The following is a 20261-nucleotide window of genomic DNA, read 5'->3' on the forward strand; positions in this document are numbered from 1 at the left end:
GAGAACTTCTGATGAGCCGCCGTTTCGTCGACCTTTCGATCTATCTCGAGAACGATGTCATCACCGACCCGCCGTTCCTGCGCCCGAAGATCGAATACCAGAAGCATGGGGAAACCATGCCGGAACTGGGCTTCTTCTTTCCCGGCGTGACTCCGGAGGATACCCCGGACGGTGCGGGCTTTGCCGCAGTCGAGAACGTGACCCTGACCACGCACAACGGCACGCACCTCGATGCACCATGGCATTTCCACCCGACGATGAACGGTGGCGAGCCTTCCATGACCATCGACGAGGTTCCGCTCGAGTGGTGCTTCCAGCCGGGCGTGAAGCTCGATTTCACGCATTTCCCGGATGGCTATGTCGTCACCGCGCAGGACGTCGAGGACGAGTTGAAGCGCATCGGGCATGAGCTGAAGCCGCTGGAAATCGTGCTGGTGAACACGGCTGCGGGCAAGGCTGTGGGCAATCCCAACTATGTCAGCATCGGCTGCGGCATGGGCTATGAAGCGACGATGTACCTGACCTCGCGCGGCATCCGCGTCACCGGTACCGACGCCTGGAGCTGGGACGCCCCGTTCGTGCACACTGCGGAGAAGGTCAAGGAAACCGGCGATACCTCGCTGATCTGGGAAGGCCACAAGGCGGGGCGCGACATTGGCTATTGTCACCTCGAAAAGCTGCACAACCTTGAAGTGCTGCCGCCGCACGGTTTCACCGTCAGCTGCTTCCCGCACAAGATCCGGGGGGCATCGGCAGGCTGGACCCGTGCCGTGGCGATTTTCGAGGATTGATCCGTAAGAACCTCGTCATCCCCGCGCAGGCGGGGATGCAGTCGGTCGCTTCGCGAATTGGTATGTCGCTAGATTCCCGCCTGCGCGGGAATGACGAAATCTAGGCGAAGTCCTCGCTGCGAAAGTTTTTCGCGAAGGCGGCGGCGAGGCTCTCGGCGTCGAGCTGCTCAAGCATGGGCAGCCGCCCGAGGCGCCTGACCTCGCCCATCGCACTGATCGTCGCTTCGCTGTCCTCGTTGGCATCGCCGACGAAAGCCACGCCGTGGATCGGCACGCCGCGCGAACGCAAAGCCTCGAACGTCATCAGCGAATGGTTGATCGTGCCCAATGCAGTGCGGGCAACGACGATCACTGGCAGGTTCCACCACGCGAAGACATCGGCATAGGTCGTGTTGCGCGTGACCGGGACCAGTGCGCCGCCAGCCCCCTCGATCACGAGCGGGCGGACATCCGGCAGCGACAATTGCGCAAGATCGATCACCACGCCATCCAGTTCCGCCGCGCGGTGCGGGGAGCAGGGGGTGTTGAGGCGATAGGCTTCGGGCAGTACGTTGCCTGCTGGGACGCCAGCCAGACGCGCAACATGATCGCGGTCCGCACCATCGTCGAGGCCCGCCTGTACCGGCTTCCAGTAATGCGCCTGAAGTGCGCCGGTGAGCGCGGCCGAGAAGATCGTCTTGCCGATGCCGGTGTCGGTGCCGGTAACAACAAAGGCGGTCATTGCAGGGCCTCCGCCAGCGCTGTGCCGAGGGCATCGACATCCTCGTGCGTGGCGTTAAGGGTGAGCGAGATGCGCAACCGGCTGGTGCCTTGCGGCACGGTAGGCGGGCGGATGCCGCGCACGTCAAAGCCCTTGGCCTGCAATGCGGAGGCCACCGCCATGGTGCGCGCGTCCTCGTGCAGGATAAGCGGCAGGATCTGCGAGCCGGTGGCCTGCGCGCCATGCGGAGCCAGCACTTGCTCGGCATGGGCGACGAGATCGCGCAAGGCTTCGCGGCGTTGCGGTTCGTCGGCCATGATGCGGATCGCTTCGCGCACGGCGGCGCAGACCAGCGGCGAGGGCGCGGTCGAGAAGATGAACGGGCGGCCGCGATTGACGAGGAAATCGCGCACGACCTTGGGGCCAAGCACGAGCGCTCCCTCGCAGCCCATCGCCTTGCCGCACGTGCGTAGGACGATGGTGTCGGGGCGACCATCGAGGCTGGCGGCGAGGCCGCGTCCGTCCGGGCCGAACACGCCAGTGGAATGAGCCTCGTCGATGATCATGATTGCTTCGTGGCGCTCGGCGACGCGGGCCATTTCGGCTACGGGAGCCATGTCGCCGTCCATCGAATAAAGCGTCTCGAAGGCGAGCCAGATGCGGCCGGTATTGCCCTTGGCCCGCCATTCGCGCGCGGCGTCATCGAAGCTTTGCGCGTCGTTGTGAGTAGCGCTGACCGCCGTGGCACGGGTCAGGCGCAGGCCTTCGTGCATCGAGGCGTGGACGAGTTCGTCGTGGACGATCAGGTCCCCGCGCTGGGGGAGCGTGGAAAGCAGAGCGACGTTGGCGGCATAGCCTGCCGAGAAGAACAGTGCGGATTCCGTGCCGAAGAAGCGGGCAGCTTCCTCTTCCAGCAGTTCATGCTCGGGATCGTTGCCGCGCAGCAGGCGCGATCCGCCCGAGCCGAGCGGAACCCCGCGCGCAATGGCCTCCTGCACCGCCGCCGCAAGCCGGGGCGAGGACGACAGCGCAAGGTAGTCGTTCGAGGCGAAGTCGATGCCGCGGCGAGGTGCGAGACTGCGCAGGCGCGCCTTTTCCCCCAATGCGGCAAGATCGGCGGTGTGCGCCGACCAGAGCGAGCCGGTGCGTGTGGTGCTCCCAGCCATCAAGCCGCGCAGCCTCCCGAACAGCCTCCGACTGCCTTCAGATTTTCGGCCTTCTGGGCACGCATCGGCTCTTCGCCTTCCATCGGCTTGAGGCCGAGGCGGGCGAACATGGCAGCGTCGGCATCGTCGCCTGCATTGGCGGCGGTGAGCAGCTTGTCGCCGGTGAAGATCGAGTTGGCGCCTGCCATGAAGCACAGCGCCTGCGTAGCTTCGGACATCGATTCGCGGCCTGCGGAAAGACGGACCATCGACAGCGGCATGGTGATGCGCGCAACCGCGACGGTGCGGACGAACTCGATGTCGTCGATCTTGGCGAGCGGGGTGTCGGCGAGCATGTCGCCCAGCACGGTGCCTTTGATCGGCACCAGCGCGTTGACCGGCACGCTTTCGGGATGTTGTTCGAGCGTGGCGAGGGCATGGACGAAGCCGACACGGTCGGCGCGCGTCTCGCCCAGCCCGACGATGCCGCCCGAGCAGACGTTGATCCCGGCATTGCGCACGTTCTCCAGCGTCTGGAGACGGTCGGCGAAAGTGCGGGTGGTGATGAGGTCCTCGTAGCGTTCGGGCGAGGTGTCGATGTTGTGGTTGTAATAGTCGAGACCCGCTTCGGCGAGCTGCGCGGCCTGCGAAGGCGTGAGCATGCCCAGCGTCATGCAGGTTTCCATGCCCATCTCGCGTACGCCCTTCACCATGGCGATGATCGCGGGCATGTCGCGGTCTTTGGGGTTGCGCCACGCCGCGCCCATGCAGAAGCGCTTCGAGCCGTTGTCTTTCGCCTGGGCGGCGGACTGCAGCACCTTCTGCACTTCCATCAGCTTGGTCGCCTCGACGCCGCTGTCGGCCTTGACCGACTGCGAGCAGTAGCCGCAGTCCTCGGGGCAGCCGCCAGTCTTGATCGAGAGCAGCGTGCACAGCTGCACTTCGCCAGCGCGGTGGTGCTGGCGATGAACCTCAGCTGCGCGGAACACCAGTTCGGTGAACGGCAGATCGAACAGCGCGGCGATCTCTTCCCGTGTCCAGTCGGTGCGGACGGCGCTGGCTGAAGCAGTCGTTTCGCGCTGGCGGGTGAGAGTGTCGTGCACGGCTGGAATCCCTTCGGAGTCTTGATCTCGGGCGCCCTTAGCCCATTTCAGTGCAACATGCTCAAGTGAATTAGCAAAGCTGCAAAGCGATATTTTGCATTTCACCAGGTGAGACGCTGCGACTGCAGCCGGCCCTGCATCTGGGTTAGGCTGCCGAGTATGGGTGCGCGACTGTCCGATTGACACTTGTTCATGAGCGGGGTTGATAGAGCGGCCCTATTATACCGTCGGTGACAGCATGCATCTACGCCAGTTGCGGTACTTCGTTGCCATCGCCCGCTTGCGCCACTTCGCCAACGCGGCGGCAGAGTGCGGCGTTTCGCAACCGACGCTTTCTGCCGGACTGTCGGCGCTCGAGCAGGAGGTGGGCCACCGGTTAGTTGAGCGCGATCGCAGGTTTCTCGGGTTGACCAGTCATGGCCAGGCAATGTTGCCCTGGGCAGAGCAGATCCTTGGCGCGGTGGCCAGCATGTCCAGCTCGGTCGCGGCGAGCTCGGCCGTGCTGACGGGCGAGTTCTCGCTTGCTGCCATCCCGGCTGCGCTGCCCCTTGTGGGCCTTTTTGGCGAAGCTCTCCTGTCGCGACATCCGGGCGTGACGCTGTCGGTACGCTCGGCAACGTCGCGCGAGATCGAGCGTTCGCTCAACGCCTTCGAATGCGATGCCGGGCTTACCTATCTCGACCACGAACCGCCCGGCAACGTGCTCTCTGTGGGCCTTCATGCCGAACGCTACCTCTTCGTCTCGCGCGCCGGTTCCGGAATTGATGCAGCCGCGCCGACAAGCTGGCAGGAAGCGGCGCGGCAGCCGCTGTGCCTTCTGCACCAGGGCATGCAGTTCAGGCGTATCCTTGACGGACGGATGGCTGCAGCGGGCATCGCGATCACTCCGCGCGCGGTGGCTGACAGCTATGTGACCTTGTTCGAGCTGGTCCGCTCCGGCGGTTTCTGCACCATCGTTCCCGACACTTATGCTACCTTGCTGGCTGGCCTCGACTGGGCCCGGTTCAGCCCGCTCGACGATCCCGGAGAGACGCGGCGGATCGGCCTTGTCGTCGTCAATCGCGTGTCATTGAGCCCGATGGCGGGCGCGGCCGTCGAGATTGCACGAAGTCTGGCTGAAGAGTGATAGGTTTTATCTATCAAGCTTCGGAACTTTTGATTTGACCTTCGCTTCCATCGGATCAAGGCATTCAAGGCAATGGAACGACTGCAACAGATCATCGCCGCCCACGCATCGGCCGAAGGACCGCTCCTGCCGATCCTGCACGATGTGCAGGCCGAGTATGGCTACGTTTCGGAAGAGGCGATGCGCGCTATTGCGCAGGCGCTGAACCTCAGCCGTGCCGAAGTGCATGGCGTCGTCAGCTTCTATCATGACTTTCATGCCGAGCCGGATGCGCGGCCCGTGCTGAAGCTTTGCCGAGCCGAGGCTTGCCAGGCGCGCGGTGTGGAAGCGCTTGCGGCGGGTCTGCCGGATAATCTGCGGGTGATGGTCGAGACAGTCTATTGCCTCGGGCTTTGCTCGGTCGGGCCGAACGCGATGGTCGGCAGCAAGGTCCACGCGCGGCTCGATGCGGCAAAGCTTGGCGCACTGGTGGAGGCGCTGGCATGACCTTGGTACGGATCAGCGATGACGCGCTTGCCCTTGCCTGCGGCGCGGACGATGTGGCGGCGGCTTTCGTGGCGTCGGGATGCACGGTCGAACGCGTGTCTTCATGGGGCATGCAGTGGCTGGAGCCGCTGGCCGAGATTGATGGTTTGGGCTTCGGGCCACTTGAGCCTGAAGATGTCGACGCTGTACTCGCGGGCACGTCGGCAAAGGCCATCGGGCGGATCGAGGATCATCCCTTCATTGCCAAGCAGCAGCGCTTTACCTTCATGCGCGCTGGCAAGACGCGGCCCTTGAGCCTTGAGGACTATGCCGCGAATGGCGGCTGGCAGGGCCTCGCCAGGGCGCGCGAGATCGGGCCGGAGGCTACCATTGCGCAAGTGACCGAGTCCGGCCTGCGCGGGCGCGGCGGGGCAGGTTTCCCGGCGGGGATCAAGTGGACGACCGTCGCCAAGGCCCAGGCAGACCGCAAGTACGTGGTCTGCAACGCCGACGAGGGTGACAGCGCGACTTTTGCCGACCGCATGGTGATGGAGGGCGATCCCTTCATGCTGGTCGAAGGCATGGCGATTGCCGCCCATGCCGTCGGCGCGCAGAAGGGCTACGTCTATATCCGCAGCGAGTATCCGCACGCGATTGCCAAGATGCAGGCGGCGGTGCGGGCCTCGGCGCATCTGGTGGCGCCGTTCGAACTGGAAGTACGCGTGGGCGCGGGCGCCTATGTCTGCGGCGAGGAAACCTCGCTGCTCAACAGCCTTGAAGGCAAGCGCGGCGAAGTGCGTGCCAAGCCGCCATTGCCTGCATTGGAAGGCCTGTTCGGCAAGCCGACCGTGGTCAACAACGTGCTGACGCTGGCAGCGGTGCCGTGGATCATGGCCAATGGCGCTGCGGCCTATGCGGCGGTGGGCTTCGGCCGGTCCAAGGGCACGATGCCGATCCAGATCGCGGGCAACGTGAAGCACGGCGGGTTGTTCGAAGTGGGCTTTGGCGTGACGCTGGGCGAGCTGGTGATGACCGTGGGCGGCGGCACGGCTTCGGGCCGTCCGGTGCGCGCGGTGCAGGTGGGCGGGCCGCTTGGGGCCTATCATTCGCCTGCCGACTTCCACCTGCCGTTCGATTACGAATCCTTTGCCGAGGCCGATGGCCTGATCGGCCATGCAGGGATCACCGTGTTCGATGATACGGCAGACATGAGCAAACAGGCCCGTTTCGCCATGGAATTCTGCGCCGCCGAATCCTGTGGCAAGTGCACGCCCTGTCGCATCGGCTCCACCCGGGGCGTCGAGCTGATCGACCGCATCCGCGCGCGCTCCGGGCGCGCACCCGACAAGGTCGAGGCGCTGCCGCAGATGCACAACGCTCAAAAGGTCGAGCGTTCGTTGGCCGACGAAATCACTCTGCTCGAAGACCTGTGCGAGACGATGAAGTTCGGCTCGCTCTGCGCTCTGGGCGGCTTCACGCCCTATCCGGTGCTGTCGGCGCTGCGCAACTTCCCCGAGGATTTCGGCGCGGATGGGACGAAGGAAGCGGCGGAGTGATGGGGCGCGCGGGCATCCTTCGACAGGCTCAGGATGAGCGGAGCTTGGGCAAGGCTGTCACTTCTACCCCGCTCATGCTGAGCTTGTCGAAGCATGCCAACGCAACGGTTGCGCCATGATCCTCGGCGCAGTCCTCGCCGGTGGCCGGTCCACGCGTTTCGGCAGCGACAAGGCGCTGGCGGAGCTGGGTGGGCGTACGCTGCTGGCGCTGGCGGTCGAGGCACTGGAGGCGCAGTGCGATGCGGTGATCGTCGTCGGACGTGAAGATGCGCCTGCGCTGACGCTGCCCGACTGGCCGCGCGCGGATATGGGGCCGCTGGGCGGAATTGCCGCCGCCCTCCATCATGCCTGCGATGCGGGGTATGACGATGTGCTGACCTGCTCGGTCGACAGCGTGGGACTGGCCGACGATCTGGTGGCGCAGTTGGCCCCGGCACCTGCCTATTGCGAAAGCCAGCCTGTAATCGGGCTGTGGCCAGCCAGCGCCTCGGCCACGCTCGATGCCCTGCTGACCAGCGATGGTCGTCATTCCATGCGCGCCTTCGCAACAAGCATCGGGGCGCGGGCGGTGCGCTTTTCCGAAAATCCTGCTAATATCAATACACCGGCGGACCTGATGACCGCCGAGGAGCGATCCCATGGGTTATGAACGCCAGGCCGATTTCGGCACCCCGGAAGTCCGCAGCGACACAGAAGTGACCTGCCAGATCGACGGGCGCGAGGTTACCGTGCCCGCTGGCACCACGGTGATGCGCGCCGCTGCGCTGACCGGCGGTTCGATCCCGAAGCTTTGTGCAACCGACAACCTCAAGCAGTTCGGCTCGTGCCGCTTGTGCCTTGTCGAGATCGATGGAATGCGCGGGACGCCCGCATCGTGCACCACGCCGGTGTCGGAAGGCATGAAAGTCCGCACCCAGACCCCGCGCCTGCAGAAGCTGCGCAAGGGGGTGATGGAACTCTACATCTCCGACCACCCACTCGATTGCCTGACCTGCAGCGCCAACAACGATTGCGAGTTGCAGGATCAGGCTGCCGCCGTGGGCCTGCGCGACGTGCGCTATGGCTATGAGGGCGAGAACCATCTGGGCGAAAGACCGGACATCTCGAACCCCTACTTCGATTTCGATCCTTCTAAATGCATCGTCTGCTCGCGCTGCGTGCGCGCCTGCGACGAAGTGCAGGGCACGCTGGCGCTGACCATCGAGGGGCGCGGGTTCGAGAGCAAGGTTTCTGCGGGCCTCGCCTCCGACAATTTTCTGTCCTCCGAATGCGTTTCGTGCGGTGCCTGCGTGCAGGCCTGCCCGACCGCGACCTTGCAGGAAAAGGCGGTCAAGGAAATCGGCAAGCCCGAGCGCGCGGTGGTCACCACATGCGCCTATTGCGGCGTCGGCTGCACCTTCCGCGCCGAGATGCGCGGCGAGCAACTCGTACGCATGGTGCCGTGGAAGGACGGCAAGGCCAACCGCGGCCACTCCTGCGTCAAGGGCCGCTTCGCCTGGGGCTATGCCCAGCATCAGGAGCGCATCCTCTCGCCGATGATCCGCGAGTCCATCGACCAGCCTTGGCGCGAGGTTTCGTGGGAAGAGGCGCTGACTTACGCGGCGCGCGAGATCAACCGCATCCGCGATACCTTTGGGCGCAATGCGCTGGGCGGCATCACCTCCAGCCGCTGCACCAACGAGGAGACCTTCCTCGTCCAGAAGCTGATTCGCGCCGGGTTCGGCACCAACAACGTCGATACCTGCGCGCGGGTGTGTCACTCGCCCACCGGTTATGGCCTCAAGACCACGTTCGGCACCTCGGCGGGCACGCAGGACTTCGACAGCGTCGAGGACAGCGACGTCATCCTCGTGATCGGCGCCAACCCCACTGACGGGCATCCCGTCTTTGCCAGCCGCATGAAGCGGCGCTTGCGGCAGGGTGCCAGGCTGATCGTGATCGATCCGCGCCGCACCGATCTGGTCCGCTCACCGCATATCGAGGCGGACTACCACCTGCCGCTGCGCCCCGGCACCAATGTCGCGATCCTTACCGCGATTGCGCACGTGATCGTGACCGAAGGCCTCGCCAACGAAGCTTTCATCCGCGAGCGGTGCGACTGGGATGAATACCAGCACTGGGCTGAATTCGTCTCGGCAGAGCGCAACAGTCCCGAATTTCTCTCGCCCGTAATCGGCGTCGATCCCGAAGCCATTCGCGGAGCTGCGCGCCTGTATGCCACGGGCGGCAATGGGGCGATCTACTACGGTCTTGGCGTGACCGAGCACAGCCAGGGCTCCTCTACCGTCATGGCCATCGCCAACCTTGCCATGGCGACCGGCAACATCGGCCGACGCGGCGTGGGCGTGAATCCCTTGCGCGGGCAGAACAACGTGCAGGGTGCCTGCGACATGGGTTCTTTTCCGCACGAGCTTTCCGGCTACCGCCATGTCTCGGATGCGGCGACGCGGGACCTGTTCGAGGCCGAATGGGGCGTGAAGATCGATCCCGAACCGGGCCTGCGCATTCCCAACATGCTCGATGCCGCAACCGACGGGCAGTTCAAGGCGATCTACATCCAGGGCGAGGACATCCTGCAGTCCGACCCCGATACCAAACACGTGGCGGCGGGCCTTGCCGCGATGGAATGCGTGATCGTCCACGACCTGTTCCTCAACGAGACCGCGAACTACGCGCACGTGTTCCTGCCGGGATCGACCTTCCTCGAAAAGAACGGCACCTTCACCAACGCCGAACGCCGCATCCAGCCGGTGCGCAAGGTGATGGAGCCGCTCAACGGCTACGAGGACTGGCAGGTCACGCAGGAACTGGCGAGCGCCATCGGCCTTGACTGGAACTACACCCACCCGAGCGAGATCATGGACGAGATCGCGCGGCTGACGCCGACGTTCTCGGGCGTGAACTACAAGCGGCTGGATGCAGAAGGTTCGCTGCAGTGGCCGGTCAACGACAAGGCCCCCGATGGTTCGCCGATCATGCACATCGACGGCTTCGTGCGCGGCAAGGGCAAGTTCGTGGTAACGGACTACGTGCCGACCGACGAGCGCACCGGCCCGCGCTTCCCGCTGCTGCTGACGACGGGGCGCATCCTCAGCCAATACAACGTCGGCGCGCAGACGCGGCGCACCGCAAACGTCGTTTGGCACGAGGAAGACCTGCTCGAAATCCACCCGACCGATGCCGAGAACCGCGGCCTGAAATCGGGTGACTGGGTCAAGCTGGCCAGCCGTTCGGGGGAAACCACCCTGCGCGCGCTCGTCACTGATCGCGTGGCACCGGGCGTGGTCTACACCACCTTCCACCACCCCGCGACGCAGGCCAATGTCGTCACAACCGACTATTCGGACTGGGCCACCAACTGCCCCGAATACAAGGTCACGGCGGTGCAGATCACGCCCTCCAACGGCCCCACCGAGTGGCAGGAGGACTACGAGGCGCAAGCCACGCTCTCGCGCCGCATCATGGGCCACGAAGGCGCGATGGAGCCTGCCGAATGAGCGCGCATACGGTCGAAAAGCTGGCCTACATGGCCAACCAGATCGCGCGCAATCTGGTGCATGATGACAAGCCCGTTGCTGCTGTTGCCGATCACATCACCGCGTTCTGGACCCCGCGCATGATAGACATGCTTGTGGCCGAGGGTGGCGCCGGGCTCGATCCGGTGGCGGCCGAGGCCATGCAGCGGGTGCAGGCGGCGCGGGTGGCTGATGCCGGTTGAAGGCGCGCGCGAGGTCGGCTTTTGTGAGCACTTCGCCGATGGCAGCGCCTCGCGGACGATCACGCGTCAGGTAATCGACGAGGTGCCTGTCGCCGTCGAGATCAATGGCCTTGGCTACGCGGTGATGATGGCCACGCCCACCGACCTTGAAGACTATGCGCTGGGCTTCTGCCTGTCGGAACAGCTCATCGCCGCGCCTGCCGAGTTCCTTTCCGCACAGGCCGCACCGGTCGAAGCCGGCGGGTGGATGCTGCGCGTGCAACTTGCCGCATCGGGTGCCAGTCCTCTGCTCGAACGCGCCCGCCTGCGTCTGGCCGAGGGCAGTTGCGGGTTGTGCGGCATCGAAAGCCTCGAACAGGTCATGCGACCGCTGTCGCCGGTCACCTCGCGCATCGAGGTCGGTCCGGATGCGATGTTCCGCGCGACAGCGGCCCTGCGCGAGCTTCAGGTGCTCGGGCGGGCAACGGGCGCTGCCCATGCCGCCGCGCTCTGCACGCCGGATGGCACGATCGTGCTGGTGCGCGAGGACGTCGGCCGCCACAACGCGCTCGACAAGCTGCTGGGCGCGGCTGCTCGTGCTGGCCTCAACGTTTCGGCACACTTCATCCTGCTGACTGCACGCTGCAGTTTCGAGCTGGTGCAGAAGGCGGTGATCGCGGGTGTGCCGTTGCTCGTGACGATCTCGGCCGCCTCGACCCTTGCCGTGGAACAGGCTGCGGCCCATGGCCTCAGACTGGTCAGTCTGGCCCGGAAGGACAGTCTGCTCGAATCCTGAACCTTGCCCTTCCGCTGCCGGACAAACCGTCTAACATGCGAGCGACCCGGGATCGAAGGTCGGGGTCGGAGGTTTTCGGGGGCTATGGGACACATCGCTTCGCCGGATTCGCAACCCTTTGCCGTCCGGCGCAAGAACGGGCGTGACCGGGCGCTGCCTGCAACGCTTGCGCTGTGCCTGCATCTGCTTGTGCTGTGGGGCGTCATCCATGGCTTCGGCGGAGTGCCCGCGATGACCGGGACCGAGGCCGATCCTTTCACCACGCGCACCTTCGACGTCCCTCTCGAAAAGCCCAAGCCCAGCCCCACTCCCACGACGCCGGAACCCGCAGGCGCATCGGGAGAGGAAGGCCGCAAGGCAAAGGCCAAGCCCGTCGTCGCCCGCGCCCGGCTTCCTTCGCGTCCCGAACCCGCGCCGCCTGTCGCTTCCACCGGCAACGATGTCCGCTCGGGCGCTGCGGCGCAGGGTCAGGGCACCGGCGGGGGTGGCGAGGGTATGGGGACGGGGAGCGGAGCCAGTGGCAACGGCTCGGGTGGGGGGCTCGCTCGCAAGGCTGAGAAAATCGCCGGCGATATCCGTTCGACCCGCGATTACCCGACGAAGAGCCAGCAGGAGCGCATCGGGAAGCGCGTCGTCATCCTGCTTGAGGTCAGCGCCGAGGGGCGGGTTACGGGGTGCCGCGTGTGGCGGGCCAGCGGTGCCCCCGAGGCCGACGCGGTGACTTGCCACCTTGCCAGCGAGCGCTTCCGCTTCCGTCCTGCGACCGATGCAGAAGGAAGGCCGGTAGCCTCGACTTACGGCTGGGAGCAGCGCTGGTTCGCGCCTTGACGCCGATTATGCTGCGCTGCATTCAGGGCGCGCAGTGGTCTCGAATCACAATAATGATGGAATGACAGGGATTTGCGGCAGGCTGCGCGATTCGGGCGACATTCTTGTTGCATCGCAATGCAACCGGATCGCCCCCGCTGCGTTGGTTCATCGAGAGTAAAGTTTCCGCGCCTTCGTGGTTGCTTCAGCTATTCGGAAGACCAGCACGCCATGACCACCATCGACTTCACGTCCGGACCCGGCGAAACCTCGGCTACTGGCGTCCTGTCCTTCCTGCGCCGCACGCAGGGCGCGCCCGCCTGTCGGGTTGCCCTGATTGGCGGCTTCGCGCCTCGCAAGTGCGGCATCGCGACTTTCACCACCGACATCTACGAGCAACTGGCGGCGCACCACAGCGAAGTGTCGGTCGATCTCCACGTGATCGACGATCCCCGCTCGCCGCTGACCTATGACCGTGCCCGCGGCGTGATCCGCGCCGATTGCGCCGATGACTACCGCGCCGCCGCGCGTCGCATGAACGAGGATGGCGTCGACGCGGTCTGGCTGCAGCATGAGTACGGCATTTTCGGCGGCGAGGCCGGCGACATGGTGCTCGAACTGGTCGACCGCGTGGCGGCTCCCCTGATCGTCACGCTCCACACCGTGCTGGCCGAACCGTCAGTCCGCCAGCGCGAGGTCATCGAGCATCTTCTGCGCCGGGCTTCGCGGGTGATGGTCATGTCGCAGCACTCGATGGGGCTGTTGCAGACCCTCTACCGCGTTCCGGCCGAGCGCATCGCGGTGATCGCACATGGCGCGCCGGATCGCCCCCTGCGTAACACGTCGGACCGCAAGGCGCAGCTGGGCCTTGAAGGCCGCCGCGTGATGATGACCTTCGGCCTGCTGGGTCCCGGCAAGGGGCTCGAAACGGTGATCGAGGCGCTGCCCGCCATCGTCGAGCACCATCCCGATGTGGTCTATCGGATCGTCGGCGCGACGCACCCTAATCTCGTTGCCACCGAGGGCGAGAGCTACCGCGAAGGCCTTGCCGCGCTTGCCGAGAGCCTGGGTGTCCGTGCCAACGTGCAGTGGGACAACCGCTTTCTCGACCTCGGCGAACTGCTCGATCAGATCGAGGCCTGCGATATCTATCTCACGCCATATCCGAACATGCAGCAATCGACCTCGGGCACGCTGAGCTATGCCGTGGCGCTGGGCAAGGCGGTGGTATCAACGCCCTATGTCCACGCTCGCGAACTTCTGGCCGATGGCGTGGGCGTGCTTGTCGAGCCGCGCCAGGCCGATGTCATCGCTGCAGCCGTCAACCGCCTGCTCGATGATCCGGACGAGCTGCGCGCCGTGCAGCATCGCGCGTGGACCAAGGGCCGCGAGACGATCTGGCCGCGGTTCGCCGCTGCCGCGCGTGCGCTGGTGGAAAGTGTCGTCGTGCGACCTGTGCGTGGTGCGCCACTTCTTGCCACCCCCGGATTCTTCGGCGTCACCGCGATGAGCGACAGCACCGGCATCTTCCAGCATGCGATCGGCACCGTGCCCGACCGACGCCACGGCTATTGCCTTGATGACAACGTCCGCGCGCTGATGCTGATGGGCGTGGCCGATGCCGTGCCGCTGGCCGAGCGGCAGCGCTGGGCCACGGTCTATGCCTCGTTCATCCAGCACGCCTGGAACCCTGACCGTCGCGCTTTTCGGAACTTCATGAATTTCGACAGGACGTGGTGCGAGCCGGTTGGCTCAGGGGACAGCAACGGCCGTACCGTCTGGGCCCTTGGTGGCGCGATGAACAACGCGCCTGATGAAGGCCTGCGACATTGGGCCGCGCAGTGGTTCGATATTGCGCTTGCCCCCGTCGCTGCGATGGAAGCGCCGCGCACGGTTGCGTTCGTCATGCTCGGCTGCATCGAAGCCCTACGCGCCAATCCCGGCCATGTCGGCGCGCGCGAGAGCCTGCGACATGGCGGCGAACTGCTGGCCAACCTGCTCGACGCCGGACGACGTCCCGACTGGGCATGGTTCGAAGCGGTGCTCGGTTACGACAATCCCCGCCTGTCGCAGGCGCTGATTGGCGCCGGGCGGGTGATGCACCGTGAGGACTGGGTCGAAAGCGGCTTGTCCTCGCTGCGCTTCATCGCGCGCCAGCAGATTTCGGCGCAGGGCCACTTCCGCGCGGTCGGTTCCGAAACGTTCGGCAAGCCCTTCCAGAACCTCCCGTTCGACCAGCAACCGCTCGAGGCATGGGCAGCCGTGGATGCTGCTGCGGTTGCATTTGCTGCCACAGGCGACGAAGGCTGGGTGCGCCATGCTGAGACGGCCTATCGCTGGTTCCTCGGCGGAAACGATCGCGGCGAAGTGCTGGGCGACATCACTACGGGGCGCTGCCGTGACGGCGTGACTCCACAGGGCGTCAATCTCAATTGCGGCGCGGAATCGATCCTGGCGTTCCAGCTTGCGCACTATGCGCTGGCCGCAATCGCTCGTCGTCCGCGAACAATGCCTGGCATTCAGGAACCTAATGCCTCCGATACCATTGCCTTGAAGATCAACAGCAAGGGTACGCAACAGCTTGCGGGTGCTTGAACAGAGGCTTCACGCCGATCCATCGCGGGTCGTGCTTCGTCCGTTTCATCTTGGGTGGCAGGGTCCTGGGGGCTCCGGTGCCCGGGCGCGCAAGCTCGTGTCCGATGTCGTCTCGTTGACATCCGAGGAGGCGGACGAGGAATACGCTCGCGTCCTTCACGATTTCGAGGAACGCCATTGGCAGACCGAGCAACTGTTCGAAGAACGCTACCGCCAGATCGAGGCGGTGCTGCAACTCGATGGTTCGGGTCTGTCGATCCGGCGCAAGCGGTTGATCGGGGCCTACTTCTGCCACGAATACACTTATGCTGCCGCGGCGCTGATGAACCCCAGCATCGTGCCCCATCCCGACCAGACCGGAATGGGCGGCGGCGCAGTGCGCTTCGTGATGAGCCTGCGCGCCGTTGGCGAGGGGCACATCAGCTCGATCGTGTTCCGCGAAGGCATTGCCCTTCCCGATGGCGCGTTTGAACTCTGGCCGCAAAGCCACTTTGCCACGGCCATGCTGCCTGATGACAGCCTGACCGTGTGCAAGGGCGAAGATTGTGCGGTCACGCTCCATCGGCACATGGAAAGCACGCTGTCGAACAGCGTGATCTTCCCGGTGACGGAGCAGCAGCGAGGCGGACTCGAGGATCTGCGGCTTGTGCGGTTCGATCATGGCGGCGGGGATTACGAATGGATCGGCACCTATACTGCCTATTCGGGTTCGGCGATCCGCTCGGAACTGCTGCGTACGCGCGATTTTCGCTCTATCGTGCTGGAGCCGATCTTCGGAAGGGCAGGTCGCAACAAGGGCATGGCGCTGTTCCCGCAGAAGATTGGCGGGCAGTATTGCATGGTCGGGCGGCAGGACGGGAAGAACCTGTTCCTGCTGCGCTCGGACAGTCTCGATCGCTGGGACGACGATGGCGTCTTGCTGATGGAGCCTGAATTCCCATGGGAATTTGTCCAGATCGGCAACTGCGGCAGCCCCATCCTGACCGATGAAGGCTGGCTTCTGCTGACCCACGGCGTCGGCGCGATGCGCAAGTATGCGCTCGGGTGTGCGCTGCTCGACCGGGACGATCCGTCAAAGGTCATCGCCCGATCAAGCAAGCCGCTGCTCACCGCGATAGACGCCGATCGCTTCGGCTATGTTCCGAACGTCGTCTATACCTGTGGTGCTCTGCTGGTGGAGGACCAGTTGCTTGTGCCCTACGGCATCTCCGACAGCGCGGTTGGTTTTGCTACCACGTCGGTTCGGGAAATGCTGGCAAGGATGGAAACGACCCGTTAGTAAAGACCTGCGCTGCGCTGCAGCAAGGCATATCAAGGCAGTCGATGACCCAGACAGTTCCTGTGATTCTGTGCGGTGGCAGTGGCACCCGCCTCTGGCCCCGCTCTCGCAAGGTGAAGCCCAAGCCGTTCCTTCCTCTGGTGGGCGAAGATACCCTGTTCCGGGCCACCGTGCTGCGCTGCCCCGCGGCAGATGGCTTCGGTGATCCCGTCGTGGTCACGGGCGCTGCCCACCTCGCGCATGTCGAAGAGCAGCTTCCCGATGTTGCGCATACCCACATCATTGTGGAGCCCGAGGCGCGCAATACCGCTGCTGCGATTGCGCTTGCCGCGCTGACCTTGCCTGAAGACGCGGTGATGCTCGTTTGCCCGAGCGATCATCATATCGGTGATTGCGACGCCTTCCGCGCCGCTGCGCACGAGGCTGCTAAGCTGGCGCGCGCTGGCTGGCTCGTGTCCTTCGGCATCGTCCCCACGGCGCCTGAGACCGGCTTCGGCTATCTCAAGCAGGGGCCGGTGATCGAAGGGTCGGGCGGCAGACAGGTCGAGCGCTTCGTCGAAAAGCCCGATCTTTCCCGCGCGATGGAGTTCCTGACCAGCGGCGAATACGCCTGGAACGGCGGCATCTTCGCGTTCCAGGTCGGGACCTTTCTTGAAGAACTGGGCCGTCACCGCCCGCAGATCCTTGCCGCAGTGCGGGAAGCGGTGACCAAGGGCACAGCCGATGGCATGCGCTTCCATCCCGATGGTGCGGCCTTCGCCAAGGTGCCAAGCGAATCCGTCGATTACGCGGTCATGGAAAACACCGACCGTGCGGCCATGGTCCCGGCTACGATGGCGTGGTCCGACATCGGCAACTGGCAGGCGCTCCACGAAGCGCAGGAGCGCGACGAAGCGGGCAATTCCGTCCGCGGGCGGGCGGAACTGAAGGATTGTAGCAACGTACTCGTTATGAGTGACGGCCCCCGCGTTTCGGTGGTGGGCGCGTCGAACCTCATGATCGTCGTCGATGGCGACGAGGTCCTCGTCTGCACGCCCGAAGGGGCGCAAGGCGTGGGCAAGCTTTCGGGAGCTGCGAACCAGTGACGTTGTTGCCCCGGCGCATGGTCGAGAAGCCCTGGGGCAAGGACATCCTGCCCCCGCCTTTCGAAGCCGAAAGCGGCCGGAGCATTGGCGAGATCTGGTTCGAACCGACGCCCGAGCTTTCATCGATTCTGGTGAAGTACATCTTCACCAGCGAAAAGCTCTCGGTGCAGGTCCACCCCAGCGATGCCCAGGCCGAAGCGCTGAGCGAGAATGATTGCGGCAAGGAGGAATGCTGGCTTGTCCTCGACGCCGAACCGGGCGCACGCCTCGGCATCGGCTTTGGCGAGCCGCTCGATGCCGCAGCCATGCGCGCCGCAGCGCTCGATGGCAGCATCGAAGGCCTGATGGAATGGCACCCGGTCAGGCGCGGCGATTTCTTCTACATTCCGGCGGGCACGGTCCACGCCATCGGTGCGGGAATCAGCCTGATCGAGATCCAGCAGAACAGCGACATCACATATCGCCTCTATGACTACGGCCGCCCGCGCGAACTCCATCTCGACAAGAGCATCGCCGTGGCCAAGGGCGAGCCTTACAAGTCTGACCTTCGCCGCCATGACACGCTCGCCGCCGCGTCCGAACTTGCAAACGGCAAGTACTTCACAGCCGATTGCGTAATCGGTGAACCCTCGGACCGGGTCAGGGGGGGCTATGCCGGACCCTGTCTCGTGATCCCGGTGAGCGAGGCGGTCGCAGTCGCAGGTGAGACAGTCGATGTCGGACAATGCGCCTTGGCTTCAGGCATCGCGGCGATTGCCTTCGCCCCTGAAGGAACCTGCCTTCTCGTCCGGCCTGCCTGACGGGGCCACCCCTGGAAAAAGGGTGGAGCGCAAACGTAATGATATCTTGTAACATCGTTTGACGCAGCGTATGGAGCCGCCAGCGCCGCACGCCCGCAAAGGCCGGCGGCAAGGTCGCTTTCATGCAAGGATTATCCATGCGTCTTTCCGCTCTTCTCCTCGGTGCCGCATTTCTCAACGTACCGGCCATGGCCCAGCAAGCTCCTGCGCCCGCGGCCGACGAACAGACCGACAGCCACGCGCAGACGCCGCCGCAAATCGTCGTGACCGCCGCATTCAACCGCGACCGGGCTGACATAATCTCCGGCGTTTCGGTGCTGCAGGGCCAGGAACTCGCCCAGTCGATCCGCCCGACCATCGGCGAGACGCTTGATCGCACACCCGGCGTTTCGGCCACCTCGTTCGGCCCCAACGCCTCGCGCCCGGTACTGCGCGGCCTGCAGGGCGAGCGCGTGCGCATCCTGACCGACGGCATCGGCGCGTTCGACGTCTCGAACACCAGCGCCGACCATGCCGTGGTGATCGACCCGCTACTGGCAGAACGCATCGAAGTTCTGCGCGGCCCCGCCACTTTGCTATTCGGCTCCTCGGCCATCGGCGGCGTGGTCAACGTGATCGACAAGCGCATCCCGCGCGTCGTCCCCGATGAAGCCGCCCATGTCGACGCCATGGCGACCTATGGCTCTGCAGCGGACGAGCGCTCCATCGGCGGTGCAGTCGACGTGCCGGTGGGCGACAAGTTCGTCGTCCACGCCGACGGCAGCTATCTCAAGACCGGCAACTTGAGCGTCGGCGACTACGTGCTGGCACCCTCTGCCCGCGCCGTCGCGCGTGCCAATGCCGGCACAGAAACCGCCGACCAGATCGACGAAGGCATCGACTTCGCCGCCAACGCCGCGCTCAAGGGCCGCCTGCCCAACTCCGCTGCCGAGACATGGACCGCAGGCGTCGGCGCGGCGCTGATCACCGACACCGGCAACCTCGGCATTTCCTACAGCCACTACGACAGCCTCTACGGCATCCCCACCCGCTACGCCATCCGCCCCGGCGAGGAACAGGAAGCACCCCGCCTCGACGTCAAGCAGGACCGTGTGGATCTTCGCGCCGAGGTCGAGACCGGCGGCGGCTTCCTCAAGTCGATCAAGGCCCGCGCCGGATTCGCCTCCTACCGCCACTTCGAACTGGAGCCCGATGGCGCCATCGGCACCGCCTTCTACAACAAGGGCCTCGAGGGCCGCGTCGAACTGGTCCAGGCCGATCAAGGCGCATGGAAGGGCGCAAGCGGCGTCCAGTACTTCGCGCGCGATTTCAACGTGATCGGGGATGAAGCCTTCCTGCCCAAGAGCTCCACCCAGCAGCTCGGGCTGTTCACCCTCCAGCAGATCGAACTCGGCGCGCTGAAGCTCGAAGGCGGCGCGCGCTACGAACACACCGTGCTCGAGGCCAAGCCGCTGCCCGACCAGCCGCAGTTCTTCAACGGCAAGCGCACCTTCGATACGCTTTCCGGCTCGGCGGGCGCGTCCTACGGCTTTGCCGATGGCTGGCGCTTGGGCGTCAACCTCAGCCGCACCGTCCGCGCGCCATCGGCGGAGGAACTCTTCGCCAACGGCCCCCACGCAGGCACGCAGGCCTTCGAAGTAGGCAGCCCAGATTTCAAGACCGAACGCGCCTGGGGCCTCGAAGGCGTGCTGCGCGGCTCCGGCCCCGGCTATACGCTCGAAGCCTCGGTCTATCACAACTGGTTCGACAACTTCATCTACGAGAGCCAGACTGGCGCGGTCGAGGACGGCTTGCCGGTGTTCCAGTTCACGCAAGGGCGGGCGCGCTACTACGGCTTCGAACTGCAGGGCACGGTCAATCTCGCCAAGGTGGGAGACTTTGATCTCGTCGCCGATGGCGTGGCCGACTATGTCCACGCGCAGATCGAAGGCGTCGGCCCCGCACCGCGCATCCCGCCCTTGCGCCTCCTTGGCGGCCTCGGCCTGAAGGGCGAGAAGCTCGATCTGCGCGGCGAGGTGGAATGGAGCGACAGCCAGCCGCGCCTCGCCAATTTCGAGACGCCCACGGCCAGCTTCACCATGGTCAATGCCGAGGTGAACTTCCGCCCATGGGGCAACGAGCGTCCGCTCTCCTTCGCGCTTTCGGCCAACAACATCTTCGATGTCGACGCCCGCCGCCATGCCTCCGTCCTCAAGGACTTCGCCCCGCTGGCAGGCCGCGACATCCGTATCAGCGCGAGGGTCAGCTTCTGAGGCCAACGGTTCATCGCAGATAAAGCCGTGGCCCATCAGTTTTCCCGCTCAGGGATAACGGTGA

General features: G+C 65.0%; 17 protein-coding genes. 14 read left to right on the plus strand and 3 right to left on the minus strand.

The features are described 5' to 3' along the window. The first annotated feature begins 11 nt into the window (after positions 1-11). A complete protein-coding gene (locus ACZ1JW_RS08220; protein WP_465142622.1) occupies positions 12-791 on the plus strand; it encodes a cyclase family protein in 780 nt (259 codons plus the stop codon). Between the two features lie 100 nt (positions 792-891). Here the strand turns inward: ACZ1JW_RS08220 and bioD are convergent, their stop codons facing one another. The 3 genes from bioD to bioB are packed head-to-tail and all read right to left on the minus strand — an operon-like array spanning position 892 to position 3739. Beyond that, positions 892-1512 (minus strand): dethiobiotin synthase, encoded by a 621-nt coding sequence (gene bioD / locus ACZ1JW_RS08225; protein WP_465142623.1) that lies wholly within the window; start codon positions 1510-1512, stop codon positions 892-894. Beyond that, a complete protein-coding gene (locus tag ACZ1JW_RS08230; RefSeq protein ID WP_465142624.1) occupies positions 1509-2657 on the minus strand; it encodes an 8-amino-7-oxononanoate synthase in 1149 nt (382 codons plus the stop codon). The genes bioD and ACZ1JW_RS08230 overlap by 4 nt, the downstream gene beginning before the upstream one ends. Further along, a complete protein-coding gene (gene bioB / locus ACZ1JW_RS08235; RefSeq protein WP_465142625.1) occupies positions 2657-3739 on the minus strand; it encodes a biotin synthase BioB in 1083 nt (360 codons plus the stop codon). The genes ACZ1JW_RS08230 and bioB overlap by 1 nt, the downstream gene beginning before the upstream one ends. Before the next feature lie 238 nt (positions 3740-3977). On the opposite strand from bioB, the gene ACZ1JW_RS08240 reads away from it, so the two are divergent. The 13 genes from ACZ1JW_RS08240 to ACZ1JW_RS08300 all read left to right on the plus strand — a co-directional run bounded on the left by ACZ1JW_RS08240 (position 3978) and on the right by ACZ1JW_RS08300 (position 20197). Further along, on the plus strand, positions 3978-4865 hold the full coding sequence (locus ACZ1JW_RS08240) for a LysR family transcriptional regulator (RefSeq protein ID WP_465142626.1): 888 nt from the start codon (positions 3978-3980) through the stop codon (positions 4863-4865). A gap of 72 nt (positions 4866-4937) precedes the next feature. Next, positions 4938-5351, plus strand: a complete 414-nt coding sequence (locus ACZ1JW_RS08245) for an NAD(P)H-dependent oxidoreductase subunit E (protein ID WP_465142627.1) — start codon at positions 4938-4940, stop codon at positions 5349-5351. Then, positions 5348-6886, plus strand: a complete 1539-nt coding sequence (locus ACZ1JW_RS08250) for an NADH-ubiquinone oxidoreductase-F iron-sulfur binding region domain-containing protein (protein WP_465124018.1) — start codon at positions 5348-5350, stop codon at positions 6884-6886. The genes ACZ1JW_RS08245 and ACZ1JW_RS08250 overlap by 4 nt, the downstream gene beginning before the upstream one ends. Positions 6887-7001: 115 nt before the next feature. Beyond that, positions 7002-7535, plus strand: coding sequence for a molybdenum cofactor guanylyltransferase (locus ACZ1JW_RS08255; protein ID WP_465142628.1), 534 nt, complete (start codon positions 7002-7004; stop codon positions 7533-7535). Next, entirely contained in the window at positions 7525-10383 is a 2859-nt protein-coding gene (fdhF, locus tag ACZ1JW_RS08260) for a formate dehydrogenase subunit alpha (RefSeq protein WP_465142629.1), read from the plus strand. The genes ACZ1JW_RS08255 and fdhF overlap by 11 nt, the downstream gene beginning before the upstream one ends. After that, complete coding sequence (locus ACZ1JW_RS08265) at positions 10380-10604, plus strand: formate dehydrogenase subunit delta (RefSeq protein WP_465142630.1); 225 nt, start codon at positions 10380-10382, stop codon at positions 10602-10604. The genes fdhF and ACZ1JW_RS08265 overlap by 4 nt, the downstream gene beginning before the upstream one ends. After that, positions 10594-11379, plus strand: a complete 786-nt coding sequence (gene fdhD, locus ACZ1JW_RS08270) for a formate dehydrogenase accessory sulfurtransferase FdhD (protein WP_465142631.1) — start codon at positions 10594-10596, stop codon at positions 11377-11379. The genes ACZ1JW_RS08265 and fdhD overlap by 11 nt, the downstream gene beginning before the upstream one ends. Before the next feature lie 84 nt (positions 11380-11463). Beyond that, complete coding sequence (locus ACZ1JW_RS08275) at positions 11464-12207, plus strand: TonB family protein (RefSeq protein WP_465142632.1); 744 nt, start codon at positions 11464-11466, stop codon at positions 12205-12207. 210 nt (positions 12208-12417) lie between these two features. Next, on the plus strand, positions 12418-14781 hold the full coding sequence (locus ACZ1JW_RS08280) for a glycosyltransferase family 4 protein (RefSeq protein WP_465142633.1): 2364 nt from the start codon (positions 12418-12420) through the stop codon (positions 14779-14781). Continuing rightward, positions 14768-16060 (plus strand): glycoside hydrolase family 130 protein, encoded by a 1293-nt coding sequence (locus tag ACZ1JW_RS08285; protein WP_465142634.1) that lies wholly within the window; start codon positions 14768-14770, stop codon positions 16058-16060. Before ACZ1JW_RS08280 ends, ACZ1JW_RS08285 begins: the two co-directional genes overlap by 14 nt. Positions 16061-16104: 44 nt before the next feature. Then, the gene (locus ACZ1JW_RS08290; RefSeq protein WP_465142635.1) at positions 16105-17145 is read left to right on the plus strand and encodes a mannose-1-phosphate guanylyltransferase; all 1041 of its coding nucleotides are present in this window, start codon (positions 16105-16107) and stop codon (positions 17143-17145) included. Continuing rightward, complete coding sequence (locus ACZ1JW_RS08295; protein WP_465142636.1) at positions 17142-17945, plus strand: class I mannose-6-phosphate isomerase; 804 nt, start codon at positions 17142-17144, stop codon at positions 17943-17945. Before ACZ1JW_RS08290 ends, ACZ1JW_RS08295 begins: the two co-directional genes overlap by 4 nt. A 137-nt stretch (positions 17946-18082) precedes the next feature. After that, positions 18083-20197 (plus strand): TonB-dependent receptor domain-containing protein, encoded by a 2115-nt coding sequence (locus ACZ1JW_RS08300; protein WP_465142637.1) that lies wholly within the window; start codon positions 18083-18085, stop codon positions 20195-20197. The last annotated feature ends 64 nt before the right edge of the window (positions 20198-20261 follow it).

It is taken from the genome of Novosphingobium sp. BL-A-28-Hi1-0D, from assembly GCF_055521755.1.

Excerpts from the sequence above, each read along its gene's own strand:
- ACZ1JW_RS08220 (WP_465142622.1), top strand. The coding sequence starts at position 12 with ATGAGCCGCCGTTTCGTCGACCTTTCGATCTATCTCGAGAACGATGTC.
- bioD (WP_465142623.1), bottom strand. The coding sequence starts at position 1,512 with ATGACCGCCTTTGTTGTTACCGGCACCGACACCGGCATCGGCAAGACG.
- ACZ1JW_RS08230 (WP_465142624.1), bottom strand. The coding sequence starts at position 2,657 with ATGGCTGGGAGCACCACACGCACCGGCTCGCTCTGGTCGGCGCACACC.
- ACZ1JW_RS08240 (WP_465142626.1), top strand. The coding sequence starts at position 3,978 with ATGCATCTACGCCAGTTGCGGTACTTCGTTGCCATCGCCCGCTTGCGC.
- ACZ1JW_RS08245 (WP_465142627.1), top strand. The coding sequence starts at position 4,938 with ATGGAACGACTGCAACAGATCATCGCCGCCCACGCATCGGCCGAAGGA.
- ACZ1JW_RS08250 (WP_465124018.1), top strand. The coding sequence starts at position 5,348 with ATGACCTTGGTACGGATCAGCGATGACGCGCTTGCCCTTGCCTGCGGC.
- ACZ1JW_RS08255 (WP_465142628.1), top strand. The coding sequence starts at position 7,002 with ATGATCCTCGGCGCAGTCCTCGCCGGTGGCCGGTCCACGCGTTTCGGC.
- fdhF (WP_465142629.1), top strand. The coding sequence starts at position 7,525 with ATGGGTTATGAACGCCAGGCCGATTTCGGCACCCCGGAAGTCCGCAGC.
- ACZ1JW_RS08265 (WP_465142630.1), top strand. The coding sequence starts at position 10,380 with ATGAGCGCGCATACGGTCGAAAAGCTGGCCTACATGGCCAACCAGATC.
- fdhD (WP_465142631.1), top strand. The coding sequence starts at position 10,594 with ATGCCGGTTGAAGGCGCGCGCGAGGTCGGCTTTTGTGAGCACTTCGCC.
- ACZ1JW_RS08275 (WP_465142632.1), top strand. The coding sequence starts at position 11,464 with ATGGGACACATCGCTTCGCCGGATTCGCAACCCTTTGCCGTCCGGCGC.
- ACZ1JW_RS08280 (WP_465142633.1), top strand. The coding sequence starts at position 12,418 with ATGACCACCATCGACTTCACGTCCGGACCCGGCGAAACCTCGGCTACT.
- ACZ1JW_RS08290 (WP_465142635.1), top strand. The coding sequence starts at position 16,105 with ATGACCCAGACAGTTCCTGTGATTCTGTGCGGTGGCAGTGGCACCCGC.
- ACZ1JW_RS08300 (WP_465142637.1), top strand. The coding sequence starts at position 18,083 with ATGCGTCTTTCCGCTCTTCTCCTCGGTGCCGCATTTCTCAACGTACCG.